The sequence below is a fragment of the Planococcus liqunii genome, from assembly GCF_030413595.1.
Classification (GTDB): Bacteria; Bacillota; Bacilli; order Bacillales_A; family Planococcaceae; genus Planococcus; species Planococcus liqunii.
Genome location: NZ_CP129238.1, coordinates 3,484,288 through 3,506,123 on the forward strand (window position 1 = coordinate 3,484,288; position 21,836 = coordinate 3,506,123).

A 21,836-nucleotide genomic window follows, 5' to 3' on the forward strand; every position below is an offset into this window, starting at 1 on the left:
GGTCACTCCTTTAAATTTCCATATCCCAGAGTTTCGCCTCTTCTTCTTTCATCTGTTTTTCCGTTTCCAGCGGATAAACCGTCCGGTATTTATGGGAATCGAGCGGAATTGTTTCAATCATCTTCGCAATCATGTCCGCCGGGTCAAATTGATTTTCAAGTGCTCGATCCGCTTCCTCCATGTCTTCTTTTTTGGTGAAATGGATTCCTTCGTCATACCATTTCCATTTCGCTTCTGCGCTCCGGTCGTTAAAGCCTGTTTCGAAAGCCCCCGGATTGATGGTCGCTACCTGGACGCCAAACCCTTCCAGTTCTTTTTGCATGGTGGCTGCAATTCCTTCAATCGCATGCTTTGTAGCCGTATAAGGCCCAACGTAAGGAGTTGTGGTAATCCCTGCCATAGAGGATATGAAAACGATTTTCCCTTTTCCTTTTTCGACAAATTTGCGCGCCGCAATCTGCGCTGTTTCAAGCGTACTGAAAACGTTCACTTCAAACAGTTCACGGAAATTCATCATCGGCACTTCTGCAAGCGGACCGCCTTCGTTGATGGCCGCATTGGCGACAAAGATATCAAAGTCATATTCCAGCATCTGGGCAAGGTCCTGCGGATTTTTGATATCCATTTTAAACACTTCCAAGTCCACACCTTTCGCCTTTGCCTCCTCCCTTAAGGAAGTTACTTGCGGTGCAGTCTCCACCGGCGCAATCACCCGGTGCCCGTTTTCAGCCAACCCGAGTGCAGTGCCTTTCCCTAATCCACTGCCAGCTCCTGTAATAAATATTGTCTTCTCCATCAATTCAGCCTCCTGGTTCTTGAATGTCTACTTTCTGTGTTCCCCGACGCTAAAGAGATAAACACCTTCACCGCCTCCTGCTCTTCAGGACAATCGGCACTCATATAAGGCAGTAATTTTAAGTTTCTACTATAAAATAGCTTTAACCCTGCAAATAAAAAAACGGTAAAAGCGACTTCTTCTCTCTCTGTACTAAACTGCAAATGGGCCCAGGGTCCCTGCATTCTATAGAAGGCATTGTTCGAGCATTGCCTGTTTGCTCAGAAGTTCCATTAAATTTCCTCGCTGCTCAATTCCCTTTCAGCCTTTTTACCTAACCTACCTACAAAGAAACAAATCCAAGTAAATATTAAGGCCTTCAAAATTTACGTAATTAACAGAAAAAAAGCCCATTCATAATAAGAATGGGCTTTCACTTGAAGTTTTTTTAAAATAACGTTTAAGAATTAACTGCCCCATAACTTCCCATACGGCGTTTTACCTGGATATATGACGCTGCTTCAGCTATTTCATTTTTATTTAACGGCTTATTATCAAGCACTAAATTATAATCACTTATAGTAGAGTCGTCTTGCAAATCCAGGTCAATGACTTTCTCAGTCCGATCCAATAGACGATCAACTGAAACGTCGAAAAAATCAGCAAGCATTGAAAGATGGCTAACAGAAATCTGCTTTTTCCCGCTTTCATATGCCCAAACTGTACTTTTCGCAAATCCGACTTCTTCAGCTAATTGTTCCGGGGATAGTGATCTTTCTTCTCGCAAGTCTTTAATTTTTTTCCCTAGATCCTTCATGTATGTTCCTGCTCCTTCTATGAGTTAATTTCTAACTATTTCAAATATACTGTATGTTGAAACATAGTTCAATATATTTCTATAACATTTTCAAAGATTTTTGAAAATTTCAGTAACATTTTCGACATAATTCGATCTTAGCCTAAATAAGTGCTGTTAATTTTCCGTTCCATTTTTTCTTCCGTCGTCGCAAACCCTTGGAAATACTCATCTCACTAAAAATGATCGACTATTTAAATTATTCAATTTAAAAAGATATTCCAATAAAGTTTTTGTTCTTCTTTCTTTCACAAACTGAAAATGTTTTTTCACTTTCAGAGCCTATTTTACTAATTGTTAAATTTATTTTGATTTTCAATAATAAAAAAAGTATTATAGTAACATACATTAAAAGGGGGTCATTAGATGTCTGACAAATTCAGTCGACAAGACATCGTGAACAGTGTTCCGCAAAAAGGGTTTTTCGGACACCCTAAAGGGCTGTTTACATTATTCTTTACAGAGTTTTGGGAGCGCTTCTCGTATTATGGGATGAGAGCTATCCTCGTTTACTATATGTACTACGAATTGTCCCAAGGCGGACTCGGGCTGGACCAAACCATCGCCCTTTCCATCATGTCCATCTACGGTTCACTCGTATACATGTCAGGGATCATTGGCGGATGGCTAGCTGATAGAGTCTTCGGTACTTCAAAAGCTGTATTCTACGGTGGTATTTTGATTATGGCTGGTCACATTGCTCTTGCTATTCCAGGAAGCCTGCCATTATTCTTCGTTTCCATGGTATTGATCGTTCTGGGTACCGGACTATTAAAACCAAACGTTTCTAGTGTGGTCGGTGAAATTTACGCAGAAAACGACAACCGCCGCGATGCCGGTTTCAGTATTTTCTACATGGGCATCAACTTGGGTGCATTTATTGCTCCGTTAATCGTCGGTACTGTCGGAATGGACATCAACTTCCACCTTGGCTTCAGTATTGCCGCTGTTGGTATGTTCTTAGGGCTAGTGCTGTTTGTCGCAACGAAAAAGAAAAATCTTGGGCTTGCAGGGACAATCGTCCACAACCCGTTGTCTCCAGCTGAAAAATCGCGCACCATCAAAATCTTTTCAATCAGTGCAGTTATCATTGCTGCAGCGGTTTACTTCGGACTCCAATATGGTTTCCTGACGTTCGATAGTTTCATCGCAATTGTCGGAATCTTCGGCTTGGTCATTCCAACCGCTTACTTTGTTGTGATGTACCGCAGCAAGAAAACAACCGAAGTGGAACGCTCACGCATCTTGGCTTACATTCCATTGTTTATCGCATCGGTCATGTTCTGGGCAATCCAGGAGCAAGGGTCGACCATCCTTGCAGCTTATGCAGATACACGGACCGATTTGGAATTTGCAGGAATCACCATTTCTCCTGCCTGGTTCCAGTCACTTAATCCTTTATTCATCATCACGTTAGCGCCAGTATTTGCTTGGCTTTGGGTACGCTTAGGCAGCCGCCAGCCATCTATCCCGCAAAAGTTCTCACTGGGTCTATTGTTTGCCGGGATTTCCTTCCTGGTCATCCTTCTGCCAGCTTACTTTGGCGGAACAGACGCGTTAGTAAACCCTTTATGGCTTGTCCTAAGTTACTTGATCGTTGTATTGGGTGAGCTTTGCTTATCACCTGTCGGTTTATCCGCAACAACAAAACTGGCGCCTGCTGCCTTCTCTGCACAAACAATGAGCCTTTGGTTCCTGTCAAACGCAGCTGCACAGGCAATCAACGCACAGCTCGTGAAATTCTACACAGTCGAAAACGAAATGATGTACTTCGGACTCATCGGTGGAGCTTCCATCGTCTTAAGTATCGTCCTGTTCCTTTTCGCACCAACTATCCAGCGCTTTATGAAAGGCGTACGCTAATAAATAAAAGGACTGCCGAAAACTCTCGGCAGTCCTTTTACTTTTGCTCCATGTGGCTGTTCAAAGCCAACCGCCGGACAACATCGTGAAATGGAAAGGCCCGGAAGCAACATTGCTTCCGGGCCTTTTTCATCTACATTCTTAACTTTCCTTAATGACGAGCCCCATCTGCCGGGCAAATGCCAGCGCCTGTTCAGTGGAGACTACACATCCGGCAAGTTTTTCCGTTGTCACTTGAATGTTCTCAAATGAATTGCTGCTCAAGTCAACTGCATCCAGGCTGGTCTCTACGAAATTTACATCATTCATGTCGCATTTGTGAAATTCCGTCCCTTTCAGCTCGGCTTCGTAAAAATCCGCATAGCGCAGCGATGACGTTTCGAAACGGGCGGTGTTGCACAAGGAGAAGCCGAACGTCGCGTAATTCAGCACACAGTCCTTGAACAAGGTATGGCGGATGCCCGCTTCAGCAAAATTGGTGCCGACCAGTTTTGAATTGTGGAACTCGGTCCGGTGGAAGACAGAACGGCTGAAATCGGCATTTGATAAATCACAATTCACAAACAGCACATCCACAAATTCGCTCCGCGGCCAGACGACTTCTAAAAAGTTCACATTTTCAAAAACCACCCGATCGACATGGAGCGCTTCTTCCCCGCTGTAGTCGATGGTTTCTTGTGTAATTTTGCAATTGCTTATGTATTGATCATCCAGAGCCTCAAGGAACGATGCTGTGTCGAGGTGGTCCGGAATGAGAGGAGCTGAACGCTTCGCTTTTTTCATTTCTCATTTCTCCTTCTATATAATAGGTAACGGCTGCTTCATTGTTAGAAGCAGCCGCCAGTGGAGCATCCAATTATTTACTTACCAATTCTTTGTTCAGGCAAGATTCGATGACCCGCGGCTCTGTAAGCCGGTCATCTGTCACTTCTGCCTGATATAATTTGTTGTTGTGCATGAATTTGAAAATCCCGTTGTTGAAATCGGTTCCGATGTCTTTAAAGAAAATGCCTTCGTACTGGCAGTCTTTTGTCTGGGAGAAGCTGATTTTGTAAGTTTCTCCGTCGCGCACCAGATAACAGCGGACCCCTTTTTCAAACTCCTCGTGGTCGTCGCCCTTGATGCTGCGATCAACTGAAACCACGTGGAAATCGACAAATGGAATTTCCCGCAGAAGCGTGTTCATGAACGAACCTTTTGTAATTTCTTCCCAACGGCTTCTTGCTGTTTGGCCGACAATAATTTGTGTAATATTTAAGTTATGGGCCACTTCCGCAATGACTTTTGCAGAGGGGCGTTTCTCATTATCGCGGATCATGAAGTCTTCTGCACCATATTCTTCAGCCAGCTCTTTCCAGCGCTCGACATAAGCAGATTTTTCCGCATCAAATTCATCGAACGGGAGAGCATCCACCGTTAAGATATACAGAGGGCAATCCAGCATGTTCGCGAGTTTGTTGCCCCGGTTGATCAGGCGCTCACCGTTCGGTCCGTAAAATACACAAACCAATATGCTTTCATCCATCCGTCCTCTAATTTTTTTCATTGTATTTACCCCTCCAGGGATTGTTATTCATAAGCCGCTATTTCAAAACTATGAAATTATACTGCGAATTTCTATAAAAATCAAGAGATGATGATTTTCCATTTCGCGCGGCCCTCCGTTTGATTGCTTAGTTTAGACCATAGCGGACTTCACAAGTGAAAGCAAGCCCTTTTTCCTGTATAATTTAATGCGTGTGCTTATAATTAAGATTGTTACGGAATCATAACCAGAGAAGGAATTTTCCAAATTCTTTTCTTTTCCATTTCTATTCCCGTTTTTCTTTTTTCTATTCTGATTCAGGAGGTTTTGCTATGCACTTATTGATTTTCGCCATTTTGTTCCCTTTTCTTGCCGCAGCTCTCATCCCTTTAATACATAGGCGTCTCGGCCCTTTGAATATTGGCTGGCTTGTATTAGCGGTCCCATTTATCTTGTTTGGAATTTTTGCCTGGCAGATTCCCGGCATATCGTCTGGAGATACAATTGCTGCCGCGCTAAATTGGATTCCTTCCCTCGGCATTAACTTTTCTATTTACTTGGATGGGCTCAGCCTGATTCTTGCTTTGCTGATTACCGGTATGGGAACCCTTGTTATTCTCTATTCCATCTATTATTTATCCCCAACTGATTCACTGCCGCATTTCTATGCTTATTTGCTCCTGTTCATGGGGGCCATGCTTGGAGTCGTACTGTCAGACAACTTGCTTGTACTGTACGTATTCTGGGAATTAACAAGCATTTCCTCTTTCTTATTGATCGCTTTCTGGTTCCACCGGAAAAACTCGCGCTACGGAGCACAAAAATCGTTATTGATTACCGTGTTTGGCGGATTTGGAATGCTTGCTGGATTTTTAATGCTGCATACGATGACCGGCACATTCAGCGTCCGTGAAATTGTGTCAACGATTGGACAATATTCGGACCACGCACTGTTTTACCCGGCGATGTTCCTGGTGCTCCTTGGAGCATTCACGAAATCCGCCCAATTCCCTTTCCATATCTGGCTGCCTGACGCCATGGAAGCTCCTACGCCGGTCAGCGCGTATTTGCACTCTGCCACTATGGTTAAAGCCGGGATCTATCTTGTTGCCCGCTTCACTCCGATTTTCGGCGGCACGTCTGCCTGGTTCTGGACGGTGACGCTTGTCGGCCTCGTGACCTTATTCTGGGGGTCATTCTGCGCAGTCCGGCAAACCGACCTAAAAGCGCTGCTCGCTTATTCAACCGTCAGCCAGCTCGGTTTGATCATGAGTCTGTTCGGGATGGGCTCTGCCGCCCTTCACTTCGGAGACGGCGAGGCAGGTGCTGTTTATGGCCTGGCAACATTTGCTGCCCTTTTCCATTTAGTGAACCATTCCACGTTTAAAGGTGCTTTGTTCATGGTTGTCGGCATTGTCGACCACCAAGTCGGAACACGCGACATCCGGCGCCTCGGCGGACTGATGGCATTCCTGCCGATTACGTTCACTTTTGCCGTCATCGGCAGTTTTTCCATGGCAGGGCTTCCCTTGTTCAACGGATTTCTGAGCAAGGAAATGTTTTTCACTGCTTCCGTCAATGCCGCGAGCCTTCCCGCATTTTCTGCAGAAACCTGGGGTTGGCTGATACCGGTTATTGCCTGGACAGCAAGCGTCCTGACATTTGTCTACTGCATGATCATCGTGTTCAAAACCTTCTTCGGCAAACACGAGCCGAAGAAATTGGATAAAAAACCGGTGGAGCCGCCGTTTGGCATGCTCGTTTCGCCTGCTATTTTGTCCATCCTGATTGTCGGTGTATTCTTTGTGCCAAACCTTTTGGGCGATCATTTGCTGCGCCCTGCGCTAAACGGTGTACTGCCTGGCATCACTGGTGCCGCGCCTCATATTTCTGCTTGGCACGGCTTCAATACGGAGCTCTGGATGACCATCGGCATCATTGTCGTCGGCTTTCTACTATATAAATACTTGCGCATCTGGAAGAAAGTTTACGCAATTATTCCGGAAGGCTGGACGTTCAACGCCCTTTACAATAAATTCCTGGAGGCGCTTGAAGAAAATTCAAACTGGCTGACATCCAAGTATATGACGGGTTATTTGCCTCATTACTTCGCTTATATTTTCGGCTTTTTCATCTTAGCAGCCGGCGGGACGCTCCTGTTGACCGGTGCGTTGTCCATTGACTTCACAACCGATACGCCGATTCCAAGCTATGAAGTGATTTTGGCTGTTGTGATGGCTATCGCAGCAATCGCTATATTATTCGTCAAATCGCGCCTGACTTCAGTGCTGCTGAACGGCGTGCTCGGCTATTCCATTGCGATTTTCTTCGTACTGTTCCGGGCGCCGGACTTGGCATTGACCCAGCTTGTCATTGAAACCGTGACAACAGCATTGTTCCTTTTATGCTTCTATTTCCTACCCGAATGGAAACCGGAAAAAGCTTCTAAGAATCTTAAAATCCGCAACGCCATTATTGCAGTTGCGGGAGGATTGACCGTCACCTTAATCGCTCTGTCGGTCCGCGCAGGCAATTTGTACGATTCCATTTCAAGTTATTATGAAGATGCCTACGAACTGGCTGGCGGGAAAAATATCGTAAATGCCATTTTAGGAGATTTCCGCGGCTTTGATACGATGCTTGAAACGCTCGTCCTTTTCATTGCCGGCCTCGGAGTCTATACACTCATTCGGATTAAAGGCGGAAAGGAGACACGAAAAAATGAAGATTAATGACGTGATATTAAAAACCGTTTCCCAAGCAGGCGTGCTGATCATTTTAACTTTCGGCGTCTACCTTTTCCTGTCCGGACATAACCAGCCAGGCGGCGGGTTTATCGGCGGCCTGGTTCTGGCTACAGCTTTTGTGCTGATGTTTTTGACTTTCGACTCAGAGACCGTCAACAAAGCCATTCCGTTTGATTTCAAAAAGATATCGGCCCTTGGCGTCCTGCTCGCCTTTTCAAGCAGTGCGCTGCCCATGTTTTTCGGCCAGCCTTTCATGAGCCAGTCTTTCGGTTATTTCGATCTGCCGATTTTCGGAAAGACCGAACTGGCTACCGTAACCATTTTTGAATCCGGAGTGGCTCTGACGGTAATCGGAGTAGTCGTAAATATTATTACTAGTATAAGTGAGGATGAATAGCGGATGGAAACGATAATCATATTATTGGTCGGCATTCTTACCGCCGTGGCCATCTACCTACTCTTATCCAAAAGCTTGATCCGCGTCATTCTCGGAACCGCCATTTTATCGCATGCGGTGCACTTGCTGATTCTTGCGATGGGCGGCTTAAAAGAAGGCACTGTTCCATTGCTTGGCGAAGAAGCGGAAAGTTATGTTGACGCATTGCCGCAGGCACTGATTTTGACGGCTATTGTCATCAGTTTCGCTGTTACAGCTTTCATTCTTGTTTTGGCCTACCGTGCTTATCAAGAACTCGGCACAGATGACCTAGATGAAATGAGAGGTGTGAACGATGAATAACATCATATTGCTTCCTGTTTTAATTCCCGTTATGGTGGGGATTTTGCTGATCTTTTTGCGTTCCTACGGCCGGACACAGGCGTGGTTCAGCATCTTTACAATGGCTGCCACGGCCGGCATTTCTTATTACCTGCTGGAAAAAGTGCAAAGCGACGGAATTCAGCGGCTCGATTTTGGAGGATGGGCACCGCCTTTCGGCATTTCATTCGTCGCCGATTCGTTTTCGCTGCTGCTGGTGCTGACGGCCAGCATCGTCACTTTTGTCTGCCTGATGTATGCCTTGTTTTCTACCAACAAATTGCTGCAGACGATGTATTACTATCCTTCTGTACTGTTTTTGATCGCCGGCGTAAACGGGTCTTTTTTGACCGGCGACTTGTTCAACTTGTTTGTCTGCTTTGAAGTCATGCTCTTGTCGTCTTATGTGCTGCTGACACTTGGCGGTGCAAAAAGGCAGCTTCGTGAAGCCATCAAATACGTCGTCATTAACATCGTTTCTTCCTGGTTCTTTTTGGTTGCATTGGCGTACCTATACGGAAGCGTCGGAACATTGAATATGGCCCACTTGTCGGTTCGCGTAGCTGAAGCGGGACAAGGGCCGCTCCTTACGACCATCAGCATCGTGTTCATGATCGTCTTCAGCCTCAAGGCCGGACTGCTTCTTTACTTCTGGCTTCCGGGTTCTTACAGCACACCCCCTGTTGTGACTTCCGCCCTTTTCGGCGCTTTGCTGACAAAAGTCGGCATATACGCACTGTTCCGGGTATTTTCACTGATCTTTAATCAGCAGCCTGAAATCACTCATGCCATCATCGGAGTTATGGCCGGCTTAACGCTAATCGGCGGAAGCATCGGGGCCATCGCTTATAACGATATCCGAAAAATCGCTGCTTACAATGTGGTCATCGCTGTCGGTTTTATCCTGGTCGGCCTTGCGGTTTCCACGCCGAACGCAATAGAAGGTGCAATCTATTATTTAATCCATGACATGGTTGTAAAAGCGCTTCTCTTCTTGCTTGTCGGCACCGTCATTGCACTCACCGGCACTGCCCAGCTTCATCAGATGAGCGGATTGATGAAAAACTATCCGCTGCTTGGCTGGTCTTTCTTTATCACCATGCTGTCGCTTGCCGGCGTTCCGCCGCTCAGCGGATTTATTGGAAAAGTCCTCGTTTCGGAAGGTGCGATTGAAAGCGGCGCCTATATCTTATTGGCCTTATCGCTCCTATCCAGTTTGTTTGTACTATATTCACTGCTCCGCATTTTCAAAAACAGTTTTTGGGGAGAAACCATTGTGGGCAAAGAAGACCAGGTGCCTTTAAACAGCCGCTTCCTTGTTCCTTGCGTGGTGCTTGTTCTTCTGACGTTTGGAATCGGGCTTGGAACGGAAGGGTTGTCTGCTTATGTTACAGACGCTGCAGAAACTTTGCTGAATCCGGAAATTTACGTGGATGCGGTGCTGGAAGGTGACCGTCCATGATGGTTGATATTCTTCTACTAATCCGCCGTAGAGAAAGGACTGTTTGCTGATGCCCGCACAACTTCTGATCAATATCATGATTGCCCTCCTTTGGACCTTGCTGATGGATGAAGATGCCTTTTACTTGTCGACTTTTATTGGCGGCTACTTGATCGGCATCGGCATCCTGTTCATGATGCACCGCTTTTTCGGCGCCAAATTTTACTTGCTGAGAGTTTACTCCACCATTCGTTTGTTATTTATTTTCATTTCAGAACTGGCCCAATCCAGTTTGCTGATCATAAAACAGATACTGAGCCCTAAACTCAATATTAAACCGGGGATTTTCACTTACGAACACAGCATGGAAGGCGCTTATGAATTAACGACGCTTGCGCTCTTATTGACACTGACTCCCGGGTCTGTTGTCATGGAAGTCTCCCCGGACGGGAAAGTCTTTTACATTCATGCCATGGATGTCGAAGAATCGAGAGACACAGTACTGCGTTCCATCAAGACATTCGAGAAAGCCATCATGGAGGTGACACGAGGATGATTGATACGATTTTAACGATTGCCTTATCCTTATTCTGCCTGGCCATTCTTCTGGCGCTTTACCGCATTATCTGGGGGCCGTCGATGCCGGACCGTGTGGTGGCACTGGATATGATTGGTGTAAACCTCATTTCAGGAGTGGCGGTATTTTCAGTGGCATTGAACACCCACGCTTACTTGGAAGTTATCCTGATCGTCGGCATTCTCGCCTTCATCAGCACCATCGCCTTTGCCCGCTTCGTTGAGAGGGGGGATATCGTTGAGCATAAGAGAAATTATTGAATGGGCTGGCGTTATCCTGATTCTCCTTGGCTCTATTATGGCCGTGATCAGCGCTTTTGGCATACTCCGCCTGCCTGATGTCTATACGCGTTCCCATGCAGCAACGAAAAGTTCGACGCTTGCGGTTCTACTGTCACTCAGCGGCACGTTCATCTATTTTTGGGCAACAGAGAACTTCATCAGCGTCCGTCTCTTCCTTGGAATCACTTTCGTATTCTTGACAGCGCCGGTTTCCGGGCATTTGATTACGCGGGCTGCTTACCGCTCGAACGTCAAGCTTGCTGATATTTCCACCGAAGATGCCTTAAAAGACGTCATCCATAAAAAAGATACAGAGGAATAAAAACAGGCCGGAATCTTTTCCGGCCTGTTTTTTGCTATGTCACGTTTATGTTAAAAATGCTAAGGGAATAACAGGAAAAAAGCAGTGGAGGAGTTGCAGATGGAAAACGTCAAAGACACGTTCAAAGAAGTTGCCGCTGCTATCTTGCCCGTAACCATTGTCGTCATTATTTTGCAGGTCGCCTTGATGCGCCTTCCCCTTGAAGCCCTGCTCCAATTTCTAGTCGGCGTCGTCTTTGTCAGCATCGGATTTTTCCTGTTTCTTCTCGGAGTGACCGCCGGGCTATTGCCGGTAGGCGAACTGATCGGCAAAAAGCTTCCCAAAACCAAAAAATCCTGGCTGATTATCGGCACCGGCTTTCTTCTCGGGCTGGCGGTCACCATTGCAGAACCGGATGTGCGGGTTTTGGCAAAACAAATCGATCAGGTATCTGCAGGTGAAATCAGTTCAGGCATTTTGGTAATGGCAGTAGCGCTCGGTTTGGCAATTTTTGTGGCTGCCGCTATGGTCCGCACGATTTTCAGCATTCCTATCCATTACATGCTGATTGGCGGCTATGTATTGGTCTTCGCATTGTCCATGTTCGTCCCTGAAACTTTTGTCTCCATTTCATTCGATGCCGGCGGAGTAACGACTGGGCCGATGGCAGTGCCGTTCATACTGGCTCTCGGCGTCGGCGTTGCTTCCGTCCTGCGCACTCCATCCGCCTCTTCCAGCGAAGGCTTCGGGTTAATCGGCCTCGCTTCCATCGGCCCTATTCTGGCAATCATGCTTCTGGGGGTGCTTTTCCAATGAATCTTCATGTGTTCGACGGCTTTTTGGATATCCTCACGGAAGTCGGCATGGCACTCGTTCCCCTCTTCATCTTCTTTGCTCTCTTCCAGGTTTTCATGCTTAAATTGCCCAGGCAACGGGTATTCCAAATACTACTTGGATTTATTCTGACATTTTTTGGGCTTTCTTTCTTTTTGCAAGGCGTCCATGTGGGATTCTTCCCAATCGGCCAGATGATGGGTGAATCGCTTGGTGAAATGCCTTATCCATGGATCATCATCCCGATCGGCTTTGTTCTCGGGTTTGTCGCCACGTTTGCGGAACCAGCCGTAAGCATCATGATCGATGAAGTCGACCGCGTAACCGGCGGCTATATTTCCGCCAAATTGATGCTGTATACCGTTTCAACCGGAGTGGGCATTTCCGTAGCCCTCTCAATGGTCCGCATCCTTTTCGGAATCCCGCTTTGGTATTTCATTATTCCGGGATACTTGCTCGCTTTTGTGCTCGTATTTTTTTCACAGCCTATCTTTACTGCCATCGCGTTCGACTCCGGAGGCGTTTCCACGGGCCCGATGACGGTCACTTTCATTTCGGCTATGGCAGTTGGTGTGGCTTCGGTTACCGAAGGGCGGGATCCTTTAGTGGATGGATTCGGCCTGATCGCTCTCGTCGCCCTTACGCCAATTCTGGCAGTGCTGATATTAGGGCTGATTTTCACAAGAAAAGGTGGGGCTGAAAACGATGAATCTGAATCATAGACTGATGATTGCCATAGTTAAACGGGGCCATTCACGTCCTGTCATTGCCGCCGCCAAGGAAGCCGGCGCGGACGGAGCCACTATTCTGTACGGTGAAGGGATTGGCCGCAACGAGAAGCCGACTTTTTTAGGCCTGCCGGCTACCCATGAAAAAGACGTCGTATTCATCGCCATCGATGGCAGCCTGGAAGACGCCGTCGCCGAAGCTGTTTCCCGTGTAGGGAAGCTCGGCATTCCGGGTTATGGCCTCGGCTTCACTTTGCACTTGAACAAATTGCTGGGTGTCCGGCATCTCTCAAACCGTGTAAACCATGTTAGAGCCAAGAAAGGTGGACAAGCGATGCAGTCGTCTCCTGAACACTTTCAACTAATTGTAACCATTGTGAACAGCGGAGACTCGGAAAAAGTGGTGGCTGCTGCTGCCAAAGCCGGCGCAGAAGGCGGAACCATTCTCACTGGCAGAGGGACCGGCGTCAATGAACAGCGCAAGTTCCTCAATTTTACGATAGAACCGGAAAAAGACGTGGTCCTCACCCTCGTACCCGAGAGCTATACCGAGGCAATCGTTGAAAGCATCCAAAATGCTATCGACCTTTATGCTCCAGGCAGAGGCATCGCGTTTTTGATTGATATCGAAAAAGTATTCGGCGTCAACCATTCTTCCCTTGACCGGTATCATAAATGAAAAAACGCTGGAACCATAAAAGGTTTCAGCGTTCTTTCATTTCCCGGGAAATTTTTTGTTAAAAACAACAGCTTTTTCAATCCTCTGAAGGTTTAAAAACCCGGCAAGCCGTGATCACAGCTTGCCGGGTTTTACTCTTTCTTAATACGGTTCTGCTTCGTGCCCTTTAGCGGCTGCGCCTTGTGCTACTTTGTTGGCAGCGGGCTTGCCGTAAACTTTAGGTTCGCCGGCTTTCATTTCTTCGTTTGCTTTGATCTTCTGTTCCATGTTTTCACGAACACGGCGGCCGTAATCTTCATCCGCCTGTGTGAAGTGGTGGATCATTTCTTCCTGGATTCGTGGGTCGCATACCGATAATGCATCGCCCAGGTTGTTGATCAGTTCTTCACGTTCCCAATCTTCAAAGCTGCGGTAGGTTTCCCCGGCCTGGCCGTAGTTGTTCGTACGGTCAATCGGCTGGCTGACCACTTTGTCGTTATAAGCCGGTTCATGAGGCGGTGCCACTTTTTCCGCTTCTTTCACGCCGCCAAGAACAGATGGCTCGTAGTTGATGTGCGGATTCGGCACATGTTCTGCCGGACGGTCCATCATGCCGCCGTACTGGTTCGTTGCGACACGTTTTTTCGGTGCGTTGACCGGCAGTTGCAGGTAGTTCGCCCCTACCCGGTAACGCTGCGTATCGGAATACGAGAACGTACGCCCTTGCAGCATTTTGTCATCCGAGAAATCAAGGCCGTCTACAAGTACCCCAGTACCGAATGCAGCCTGCTCGATTTCAGCATGGTAGTTTTCCGGGTTGCGGTTCAAGACCATTTTCCCAACAGGAAGGAACGGGAATTTATCCTGCGGCCATAATTTAGTGTCATCCAATGGATCGAAATCAAGTTCCGCATGCTCATCATCGCTCATGATCTGAACGAACAATTCCCACTCCGGGTAATCGCCGCGTTCAATCGATTCAAACAAGTCCTGCGTGGCATGTCCGGTATTTTCTGCCTGAATTTCATTGGCTTCCGCCTGCGTCAAATTGCGGATGCCCTGTTTTGGCTCCCAGTGATACTTGACGAGAACAGCTTCGCCTTTGTCATTGACCCATTTGTAAGTGTTTACGCCGGATCCCTGCATGTGGCGGTAGGTTGCCGGGATACCCCATGGCGAGAACAGGAACGTAATCATATGCGTTGCTTCCGGAGTGCGGGCTACAAAGTCAAACATGCGCTCAGGATTCGGCACGTTTGAAACCGGATCGTTTTTAAATGCGTGGATCATATCCGGGAACTTCATGGCATCGCGGATAAAGAAGATTTTTAAGTTGTTGCCAACCAAATCCCAGTTGCCGTCTTCCGTGTACATTTTCACTGCAAACCCACGCGGATCGCGAGCCGTTTCAGAAGAATGCCGTGACCCTGCTACGGTTGAAAAGCGAACCATTAGCGGCGTCTGTTTGCCGGCGCCCGAGAATACTTTTGCACGTGTGAATTTTTCTACCGGCTCATCGCCGACTTTGCCGTATGTTTCAAAATATCCAAACGCACCCGCACCGCGCGCGTGAACAATTCGTTCAGGAATTTCTTCACGGTCAAAATGCGAAATCTTTTCGATAAAATGGTAGTTTTCCAAAGTGGCTGGCCCACGATTTCCGACCGTCCGTATATTCTGGTTGTCTTTGACTGGATGCCCTTGGCGGGTCGTTAAGGTTTCTTCGCTTTCGCCTGTGCCCATTTTGTTCTTGAAGTCTTCATTTTTTTCAGTCATGAAAATCCTCCTCCACAATAGTCTATCAACCTATAAACTTCCCATTTCCAGAAGAAATTAAACATTTGCACATGGCAAAAAACGAACGGATTCCAGCATTTTTCTTCTGGATAGACAAAACCCTTAAAATGTGAAAAACTTGAAGAAGGATTTTATAGAGAAAGCAGGGCTTGAAATGAGTGTAACACTGAAAGAAAAAGGGAAATTAGACCCTTTGAAAGTATTTATTAAAGTAACGGCCGCTTTTCTGGTATCGGTCTTTTCAAGAAAGAAAGAACAGAAAAAAATTGCCTTGGTCGGCGGAAACCTTGGCGAAAAATACGAAGACAATGCGGCGATTTTCCATACATATTTGTACAATCATCATGCAGACCAGGTAACGGCATACTGGATGTATGACCCGAAGACCAGTTATGCAACGGACGGACAAATACCCAACGCCGTGCCGCTTGGAAGTTTCCGGAACTACCTGCTGTTTTTTAAAGCGGATTATACGTTCCACGGACATTCGTTGATGTATGACATCGCCCCTTCGGTCGATAAGTTTTTATTTCTTAACCGGAAGACGATTATTACGCATGTCAGCCACGGCATTGAAGGCTTCAAAAAAATCTTGATCCAAAAAGAAGATGTGCCGCTTTTGAAACGGACCAATTACTTTAACTGTGCGTCTGTATACGAGAAAGATTTAAAGCTGAACGAATGGAAAATTCCCGAACGCAAATTGATTGTCACGGGACTGCCCCGCTTTGACCGCTACGCTGACATCAAACCCGCTAAAGAAATGAAAAACATCTTAATGATGATGACTTGGCGGGAATGGCTGTTTGATTTAAGCGAAGAAGAATTTATGCAAAGCGCTTATTTCAAAAACACCTTTGGGTTGATCAGCCATCCCGGCATCCGCGAGCTGATTCAGCAGAACGGCTTGAAAATGCAGATTACGCTGCACCCATTCATGAAAAAGTTTAAAAAGCATTTTGTCGGCTTGGCAGACCCGGCAAGCGGCATCGAATTCCTGTCGTCGACGAATCCGTCCATTTCGCAGGCGATTGTCGAGAATGACATGCTGCTGACCGACATCACGAGCGTATCGTGGGACTTTTTGTATTTGAATAAACCGATCATTTTCAATATGTTTGACCGTGAAGAATACTTAGCGCAGCGCGGCACTTATTTGAGCCTGGAAACGGATTTGTACGGCTACAAAGCCGATACCATTGAGGAAGTTTATGCCTACCTGAAAAAAATTGTTGAAGAAGGCATTACGACGAACGACTGGTTCCCGAAAGCAACTGACTACATCGATTATTTTGACCATCAGAATTGCCAGCGCCTGGCGAAAAGAGTTTTGGGCGTATAAGAACTACATGGAGCTGCCTTTCCAACGTCAGCTCCATGTATTTTTTCCTCTTTATTAAATTGAATTTTCAATCAATAGATAATCTGATATGCTGGAGTGGCTATATTTATTTTGATTCTTAAACAAAGGGTGGGCGGCATGGCAAAAGAATTATTTTTGGAAGACAGTTATTTAAAGGCCTGTAAAGCGGACATAACGGCGATAGACGGGGATAGAGTCACCCTTGACCAGACAGTTTTCTACCCGGCCGGCGGCGGACAGGAAACCGATACCGGCCTGCTGTACCAGAACGGGCAAGAAGTGGCGGTAACGAACGTGAAAAAAGAAAACGGCGAAATCATCCACACCGTCAGTGCCCCTGAAAAACTGAAAGTTGGACCGGTGACTGCTCAAGTGGACTGGGAACGGAGATACCAGTTGATGAAGCACCATACACTCCTCCACGTCATTTCTGCCGTGTTCCACCAGGAGCACGAGTCGCTATGCACCGGCAACCAGATCTATCCGGACAAAGCGCGGATCGACCTGACTGGCATCACTGAGCTAACGCCTGAAGAAATTAATGCACTTATTGCAAAAGCCAATGAGGAACTGGCGCGCAATCATCCCGTTACCATCCGCACTTTGCCACGGGAAGAAGCGGAAAATATTTCGGGCATGATCAAGACCATCGTCAACTTGATCCCGGAAGCGGTCCGAGACATCCGGCTCGTCAAAATCGGCGACATCGACGAACAAGCCTGCGGAGGCACCCACGTCAGTGAAACCGGGGCGGTCGGCCAGTTTGTCCTTGATAAAATCAAAAATAAAGGCAAAGGCGTCACCCGTTTGGAAGTCCGGACCGTCTAAACGAAAACCATCCCTCACGTTGTGTGAGGGATGGTTTTATAAAGCAATGTTCAGTTCGACGGGACAATGGTCCGATCCCCAAACGTCTTTATGAATTTTCGCGCCTTCAAGAATGGGAGCCAAGCCTTCAGAAGCGATGAAATAATCAATTCGCCACCCAACGTTCTTTTCGCGGCAATTCGAGCGGTACGACCACCAGGAATAACTGCCCGCCTGTTCCGGATAAAAATAGCGGAACGTGTCGACAAATCCGCTATTCAGGAAATCCGTCATTTTTCCTCTTTCTTCTGGAGTGAAGCCAGAATTTTTCAGGTTTGCCCGCGGATTTTTCAAGTCGATTTCCTGATGGGCCACATTCAAGTCGCCGCACATGATCACCGGCTTTTGCCGGTCCAGTTCTTTTATATAGGAAAGAATGGCGTCTTCCCATTCCAGGCGGTAATCGAGCCGCAGCAAGCCATGCTGGGAATTCGGCGTGTAGACGGTCACCACGAAATGCGTGTCGTATTCGAGCGTGATGATGCGCCCTTCTGTATCGTGCTCTTCAATCCCAAGGCCATAATAGACAGCAAGCGGCTCTTGTTTTGTAAAAATCGCTGTACCCGAATAGCCTTTTTTCTCCGCGTAATTCCAGTATGTATGGTATCCTGGAAGATTCATTTCAATCTGGCCTTCCTGCAGCTTTATTTCCTGCAGGCAGAACACATCCGCATCTACAGCCTCAAAAAAATCCATAAACCCTTTTTTCACCACGGCCCGCAAGCCGTTGACATTCCACGAAATCAGCTTCAAAACACTTACCTTCTTTCATTCAGATACTTTCAGTTTATCGGAAGATCCGGCCTCTCTCAAACAAAGTGTTTTCCACGAGAGAGGCGTTACAGTTAATTGCCATCCGTAATAACATTTTGTAAAATTTCAGTGAATTCAAAGAATGTTGCATCATTTTCGCTTATCATCTTGTACAATGGATTTATCTGGTACTTAAGGGGAATGAGACATGAAAAAATTCACCAAGGAAGAGAAAAGCTGGGCGTTTTACGACTGGGGAAGTTCCGCTTATTCCATAATTATCACCACCGCTGTCTTCCCATTGTTCTATAAAAATGCGGCTACTGAAGCAGGCGTCAGCCTGTCGGATTCCACCGCTTATCTCGGCTATACAATTGCCATCTTCACGTTCATTTTAGCGCTGATCGGCCCTATTTTAGGTACCCTCGCCGATTACGAAGGCATGAAGCGAAAATTCTTCACGGTGTTCTTCCTGCTCGGCACCATTTCTACGGCGATGCTGGCGTTCATCCCAAGCGACAACTGGCTGATGCTTCTGGTCTGCTACACATTTGCCGCTCTTGGGGCTACGGGCGCCAATGTATTTTACGACGCTTTTATCGTCGATGTGACGACGGAAAAACGGATGAACAATGTCTCCGCGTTCGGCTACGGCCTTGGCTACATCGGATCGACGATTCCATTTATCCTGTCAATTGCCGTTATCTTAATGGCAAGCAACGGCGTAATTCCGATTTCAACGATCAACGCAAGCCGCATCGCATTTCTGCTGACGGCCATCTGGTGGGTGGCGTTCTCGCTGCCCCTGTTCCGCAATGTACGCCAGCGTTATTTCATCGAGAAAGAACCGAATCCGGTGGCGCAAAGCTTCAAACGCCTCAGCAAAACCATCCGGGAAATCCGCCAGTACCGTGCGCTGTTCCTGTTTTTGCTGGCTTATTTCTTCTATATCGACGGCGTCGGCACGATCATTTCGATGTCGACCGCTTACGGGACGGATCTTGGGCTGTCGTCGACCAGTCTGCTGATTGTCCTATTTGTAACCCAAGTAGTGGCCGCGCCGTTTGCCATTTTGTACGGCCGACTGTCGGAGCGCTTTACCGGCAAGAAGATGCTGTACGTCGGAATTTGCGTGTATATTGTCGTCTGCATCTATGCCTTCTTCCTGGAAACGATCACCGATTTCTGGATTCTGGCCATGCTTGTCGCCACCAGCCAAGGCGGCATCCAGGCACTTAGCCGCTCGTACTTCGGGAAACTCGTACCGAAAGAGAACTCCAATGAATTTTTCGGGTTCTACAATATCTTCGGCAAATTTGCCGCCATCCTGGGACCGCTTCTGGTAGCTGTCACTTCCCAGATCACCGGGAACTCCAGCATGGGCGTCTTCAGCCTCGTCGTCTTGTTCGTCATAGGCCTCGTGATTCTGTCGCGCGTGCCGGAACCGGTTCCGCATGCACCGGTCGATGAAGTGGCTCCTGATTAATTGTTGAAAAACCCGATCCGGCGCTTGCCGGGTCGGGTTTTTTATGAGTTGGGCGTAAGTGGATTGGAGTTGGGCGTAACCCGGTGAAAGACGGGCATAAACTTGATGGAGTTGGGCATAAAGCCGCCCGAGCTCCTAATGGGACTTGCCAATTCTCATTTTTGCGCCTTTTTCCGGTTCCAAATATTTATTATGGCAAGAAGTATAGCCACCTTCTTTCTTGCATGTTAAGGTTTTATTTAAAAAATGGAGGGATGGCCTTGATTTTAAAGACAAGAGGAATTTCGCTCGAACGGGAGCGGCTCGAGGTGCTGCTCCGGCGGCTGCCGAAAACGCATGCTTTATACAAGGATGCAAAAGAAGATTACTACAACGATTCCGCCGGGATTGGCGGCGAACAGCGTTTCGATGATTATGTGGCCTCCAGCCGGTTGCCTTATCCCCATATTTTCCTTCATAATGTGTCATTGAGGTCTTTTCAGGCTTTCCAATTGGATTCGCTGATGATTACGCCGTGGTGCCTTTATATCTTCGAAGTCAAAAACATGAGCGGCCGCCTCCGCTTCCAGCAATCTCCCCTGCAGCTTATCCAGACCAAAGATGACGGCAGCGTCATTGGCCGCAAAAGCCCCATCGAGCAGATCGACACCAACGAATGGCTGTTGGATGAATGGCTCCGAGCTTCCGGCATCTATATGCCGCTGCGCTCTGTGCTGGTCCTTTCCTATCCGAAACAAATACCCGAAAACGTCCCTGACACCCACACCATTCTGTTTTCCCACCAGTTGCCGATGTTCCTCAACAAACTCCGCAGTGAATCAGCAGTCATAGATCTTGGTGAAATGGCCAAGCTGGCGAATAAAATTTTTACAGCTCATTCGGATTATGTACCCAAGCCGATCTGCAGCAATCCGGCCTACCCGCTACAGGCGATGATCCGCGGCGTATGGTGCGTGGCATGCGGGCGGATCGGCATGAAGCGGACTTATGGCACCTGGCTTTGTCCATTCTGCGGGGATTCCGATAAACAAGCCCATGTCCAGGCCATTCAAGACTGGCACCGGCTGACCGGCGGGCCGATCACGAACCGGATGTGCCGGGAAGTGCTGCAGATTGAGGACCGCCATTTGGCTAAACGGCTTTTGCGTGACATGGATTTGAAGAAAACGGGGAATTTTAAGGGTGCAGAATACGTTTTGGAGGCGAGTTGCTCGTATAGGGAGTGAAGTTGCTCGTATATGCCCCGTAGTTGCTCATATATGACTCAAAGTTGCTCGTAACACACCTGCAGACGCTCGTAAATGAAAACACAAAAAACCCGGCAGCCATTTCAGCGGCTGCCGGGTTTTTCAACGCTTATTTTTTATTGTTTTTATTCGCTTCCGTGGAAACGATTGTAGCTCCGCCTGATGCATTTGTTGTTACATCTGCATCGCCAAGCTCTACTACTTCAATCGAGCCCTTGTCTTTAGAAGCTTCTTTATCAGCTTTTTTGATTTCTTTTTCAGCCTGTTTTTCAGCTTTTTCGTGTTCTTTTTGCGCTTTTTCTTCAGCTTTTGCTTCTTGTTTAACGACTTTTTCCTGCTTTTTGAGTTCTTTTGTTTCCTGCATTTCCTGGCGTTTTGCCTTCAAATTGTCCACTGGACCTTTGACTTTTTCTTTGACAGTGCTTGTTACACCGCTTGTTTTCTCTTTAGCTTGCCCAAGCGTGTCTTTTGCTTTCTCGGTAACGCCGCTTGTCTTTTCTTTCACTTGGCCGACAGTGCCTTTGGCTTTTTCCGTAACGCCGCCAAGCTTTTCTTTCGTATCGGAAGTTTTTTCTTTTACAACCGCCTGCATTTCTTTGCCGCTCTTCGGAGTCAATAGGAGACCAGCTGCTGCGCCGACAATGGCTCCAGTCGCTGCACCTTTAAGGAATGAACTGCCGGTGATTCCGCCGCTTGAAGGGGGAGCCGGGATTTTGCCGATGCGGACAAGGCGTTCTTCCACTTCATCGACGATTTCTTCCAACGTGCGGCCTTTAGCTTCAACAAGAGGAACATTCATGTGAAAATCCGTTAAGTCCTCTTTGTCTCTGACGACTACACAGTCATAATCCATCGCTTCTGTTTTGTCTTCCAACATCTCAGCTTCGTAGCCTCTTTTTTGCAATGCTTCTTTTACAGATGTAAACGGTTCTTCTACTGCAATTTTCACCATAATCTTGTCCACTCCTTTTTGAAATGTG

Annotated in this window: 22 protein-coding genes; 15 read left to right on the top strand and 7 right to left on the bottom strand. The window is 47.2% G+C overall.

The window, feature by feature from the left end; translation table 11 throughout:
• Positions 1 to 10: 10 nt before the first annotated feature.
• Together QWY22_RS17215 and QWY22_RS17220 are read right to left on the bottom strand one after the other, a co-directional pair.
• Entirely contained in the window at positions 11 to 796 is a 786-nt protein-coding gene (locus QWY22_RS17215; protein ID WP_300982042.1) for an SDR family oxidoreductase, read from the bottom strand.
• Positions 797 to 1,235: 439 nt separating this feature from the next.
• The gene (locus tag QWY22_RS17220) at positions 1,236 to 1,592 is read right to left on the bottom strand and encodes a helix-turn-helix domain-containing protein (RefSeq protein WP_036805279.1); all 357 of its coding nucleotides are present in this window, start codon (positions 1,590 to 1,592) and stop codon (positions 1,236 to 1,238) included.
• A gap of 405 nt (positions 1,593 to 1,997) precedes the next feature.
• Here QWY22_RS17220 and QWY22_RS17225 point away from each other — a divergent pair, with 405 nt between their 5' ends.
• A complete protein-coding gene (locus QWY22_RS17225; RefSeq protein ID WP_300982043.1) occupies positions 1,998 to 3,494 on the top strand; it encodes a peptide MFS transporter in 1,497 nt (498 codons plus the stop codon).
• A 141-nt stretch (positions 3,495 to 3,635) separates the two neighbouring features.
• Here the strand turns inward: QWY22_RS17225 and QWY22_RS17230 are convergent, their stop codons facing one another.
• Positions 3,636 to 4,277: a pentapeptide repeat-containing protein gene (locus tag QWY22_RS17230; protein ID WP_300982044.1), complete on the bottom strand. Its 642-nt coding sequence runs from the start codon at positions 4,275 to 4,277 to the stop codon at positions 3,636 to 3,638.
• A gap of 73 nt (positions 4,278 to 4,350) precedes the next feature.
• On the bottom strand, positions 4,351 to 5,040 hold the full coding sequence (locus QWY22_RS17235; protein WP_300982045.1) for a universal stress protein: 690 nt from the start codon (positions 5,038 to 5,040) through the stop codon (positions 4,351 to 4,353).
• A gap of 311 nt (positions 5,041 to 5,351) precedes the next feature.
• Between QWY22_RS17235 and QWY22_RS17240 the strand changes: the two genes are divergently transcribed.
• From QWY22_RS17240 to QWY22_RS17285, 10 genes are all read left to right on the top strand, one after another.
• A complete protein-coding gene (locus QWY22_RS17240; protein WP_300982046.1) occupies positions 5,352 to 7,751 on the top strand; it encodes a Na+/H+ antiporter subunit A in 2,400 nt (799 codons plus the stop codon).
• Positions 7,741 to 8,163: a Na(+)/H(+) antiporter subunit B gene (locus QWY22_RS17245; protein ID WP_036805300.1), complete on the top strand. Its 423-nt coding sequence runs from the start codon at positions 7,741 to 7,743 to the stop codon at positions 8,161 to 8,163. Before QWY22_RS17240 ends, QWY22_RS17245 begins: the two co-directional genes overlap by 11 nt.
• Positions 8,164 to 8,166: 3 nt before the next feature.
• Positions 8,167 to 8,505, top strand: a complete 339-nt coding sequence (locus QWY22_RS17250; RefSeq protein WP_300982047.1) for a Na(+)/H(+) antiporter subunit C — start codon at positions 8,167 to 8,169, stop codon at positions 8,503 to 8,505.
• Entirely contained in the window at positions 8,498 to 9,985 is a 1,488-nt protein-coding gene (locus QWY22_RS17255) for a Na+/H+ antiporter subunit D (protein ID WP_300982048.1), read from the top strand. Before QWY22_RS17250 ends, QWY22_RS17255 begins: the two co-directional genes overlap by 8 nt.
• A 49-nt stretch (positions 9,986 to 10,034) precedes the next feature.
• A complete protein-coding gene (locus QWY22_RS17260) occupies positions 10,035 to 10,520 on the top strand; it encodes a Na+/H+ antiporter subunit E (protein ID WP_036805335.1) in 486 nt (161 codons plus the stop codon).
• The gene (locus QWY22_RS17265) at positions 10,517 to 10,801 is read left to right on the top strand and encodes a Na(+)/H(+) antiporter subunit F1 (protein WP_036805308.1); all 285 of its coding nucleotides are present in this window, start codon (positions 10,517 to 10,519) and stop codon (positions 10,799 to 10,801) included. Before QWY22_RS17260 ends, QWY22_RS17265 begins: the two co-directional genes overlap by 4 nt.
• Positions 10,779 to 11,144 (top strand): Na+/H+ antiporter subunit G, encoded by a 366-nt coding sequence (locus QWY22_RS17270; RefSeq protein WP_074508794.1) that lies wholly within the window; start codon positions 10,779 to 10,781, stop codon positions 11,142 to 11,144. The genes QWY22_RS17265 and QWY22_RS17270 overlap by 23 nt, the downstream gene beginning before the upstream one ends.
• Before the next feature lie 99 nt (positions 11,145 to 11,243).
• Complete coding sequence (locus QWY22_RS17275; protein ID WP_300982049.1) at positions 11,244 to 11,939, top strand: DUF1538 domain-containing protein; 696 nt, start codon at positions 11,244 to 11,246, stop codon at positions 11,937 to 11,939.
• Positions 11,936 to 12,679 (top strand): DUF1538 domain-containing protein, encoded by a 744-nt coding sequence (locus tag QWY22_RS17280; RefSeq protein WP_300982050.1) that lies wholly within the window; start codon positions 11,936 to 11,938, stop codon positions 12,677 to 12,679. The genes QWY22_RS17275 and QWY22_RS17280 overlap by 4 nt, the downstream gene beginning before the upstream one ends.
• Positions 12,663 to 13,364, top strand: a complete 702-nt coding sequence (locus tag QWY22_RS17285; protein ID WP_300982051.1) for a P-II family nitrogen regulator — start codon at positions 12,663 to 12,665, stop codon at positions 13,362 to 13,364. Before QWY22_RS17280 ends, QWY22_RS17285 begins: the two co-directional genes overlap by 17 nt.
• A 141-nt stretch (positions 13,365 to 13,505) precedes the next feature.
• On the opposite strand, the gene QWY22_RS17290 is transcribed toward QWY22_RS17285, so the two are convergent.
• The gene (locus QWY22_RS17290; protein ID WP_300982052.1) at positions 13,506 to 15,119 is read right to left on the bottom strand and encodes a catalase; all 1,614 of its coding nucleotides are present in this window, start codon (positions 15,117 to 15,119) and stop codon (positions 13,506 to 13,508) included.
• 175 nt (positions 15,120 to 15,294) lie between these two features.
• On the opposite strand from QWY22_RS17290, the gene QWY22_RS17295 reads away from it, so the two are divergent.
• Both QWY22_RS17295 and QWY22_RS17300 read left to right on the top strand, forming a co-directional pair.
• Positions 15,295 to 16,482 (top strand): CDP-glycerol glycerophosphotransferase family protein, encoded by a 1,188-nt coding sequence (locus tag QWY22_RS17295; RefSeq protein ID WP_300982053.1) that lies wholly within the window; start codon positions 15,295 to 15,297, stop codon positions 16,480 to 16,482.
• A 138-nt stretch (positions 16,483 to 16,620) separates the two neighbouring features.
• Positions 16,621 to 17,331 carry an alanyl-tRNA editing protein gene (locus tag QWY22_RS17300; protein WP_300982054.1) on the top strand — a complete coding sequence of 237 codons (711 nt, stop codon included), beginning with the start codon at positions 16,621 to 16,623 and terminating at the stop codon, positions 17,329 to 17,331.
• Between the two features lie 36 nt (positions 17,332 to 17,367).
• Here the strand turns inward: QWY22_RS17300 and QWY22_RS17305 are convergent, their stop codons facing one another.
• Positions 17,368 to 18,123 (bottom strand): exodeoxyribonuclease III, encoded by a 756-nt coding sequence (locus tag QWY22_RS17305; RefSeq protein ID WP_300982055.1) that lies wholly within the window; start codon positions 18,121 to 18,123, stop codon positions 17,368 to 17,370.
• A gap of 208 nt (positions 18,124 to 18,331) precedes the next feature.
• Between QWY22_RS17305 and QWY22_RS17310 the strand changes: the two genes are divergently transcribed.
• Positions 18,332 to 19,609 carry an MFS transporter gene (locus QWY22_RS17310; protein ID WP_300982056.1) on the top strand — a complete coding sequence of 426 codons (1,278 nt, stop codon included), beginning with the start codon at positions 18,332 to 18,334 and terminating at the stop codon, positions 19,607 to 19,609.
• Between the two features lie 260 nt (positions 19,610 to 19,869).
• Positions 19,870 to 20,835 carry a nuclease-related domain-containing protein gene (locus QWY22_RS17315; protein ID WP_300982057.1) on the top strand — a complete coding sequence of 322 codons (966 nt, stop codon included), beginning with the start codon at positions 19,870 to 19,872 and terminating at the stop codon, positions 20,833 to 20,835.
• A gap of 130 nt (positions 20,836 to 20,965) precedes the next feature.
• On the opposite strand, the gene QWY22_RS17320 is transcribed toward QWY22_RS17315, so the two are convergent.
• Entirely contained in the window at positions 20,966 to 21,808 is an 843-nt protein-coding gene (locus tag QWY22_RS17320; RefSeq protein WP_300982058.1) for a YkuS family protein, read from the bottom strand.
• Positions 21,809 to 21,836: the final 28 nt, after the last annotated feature.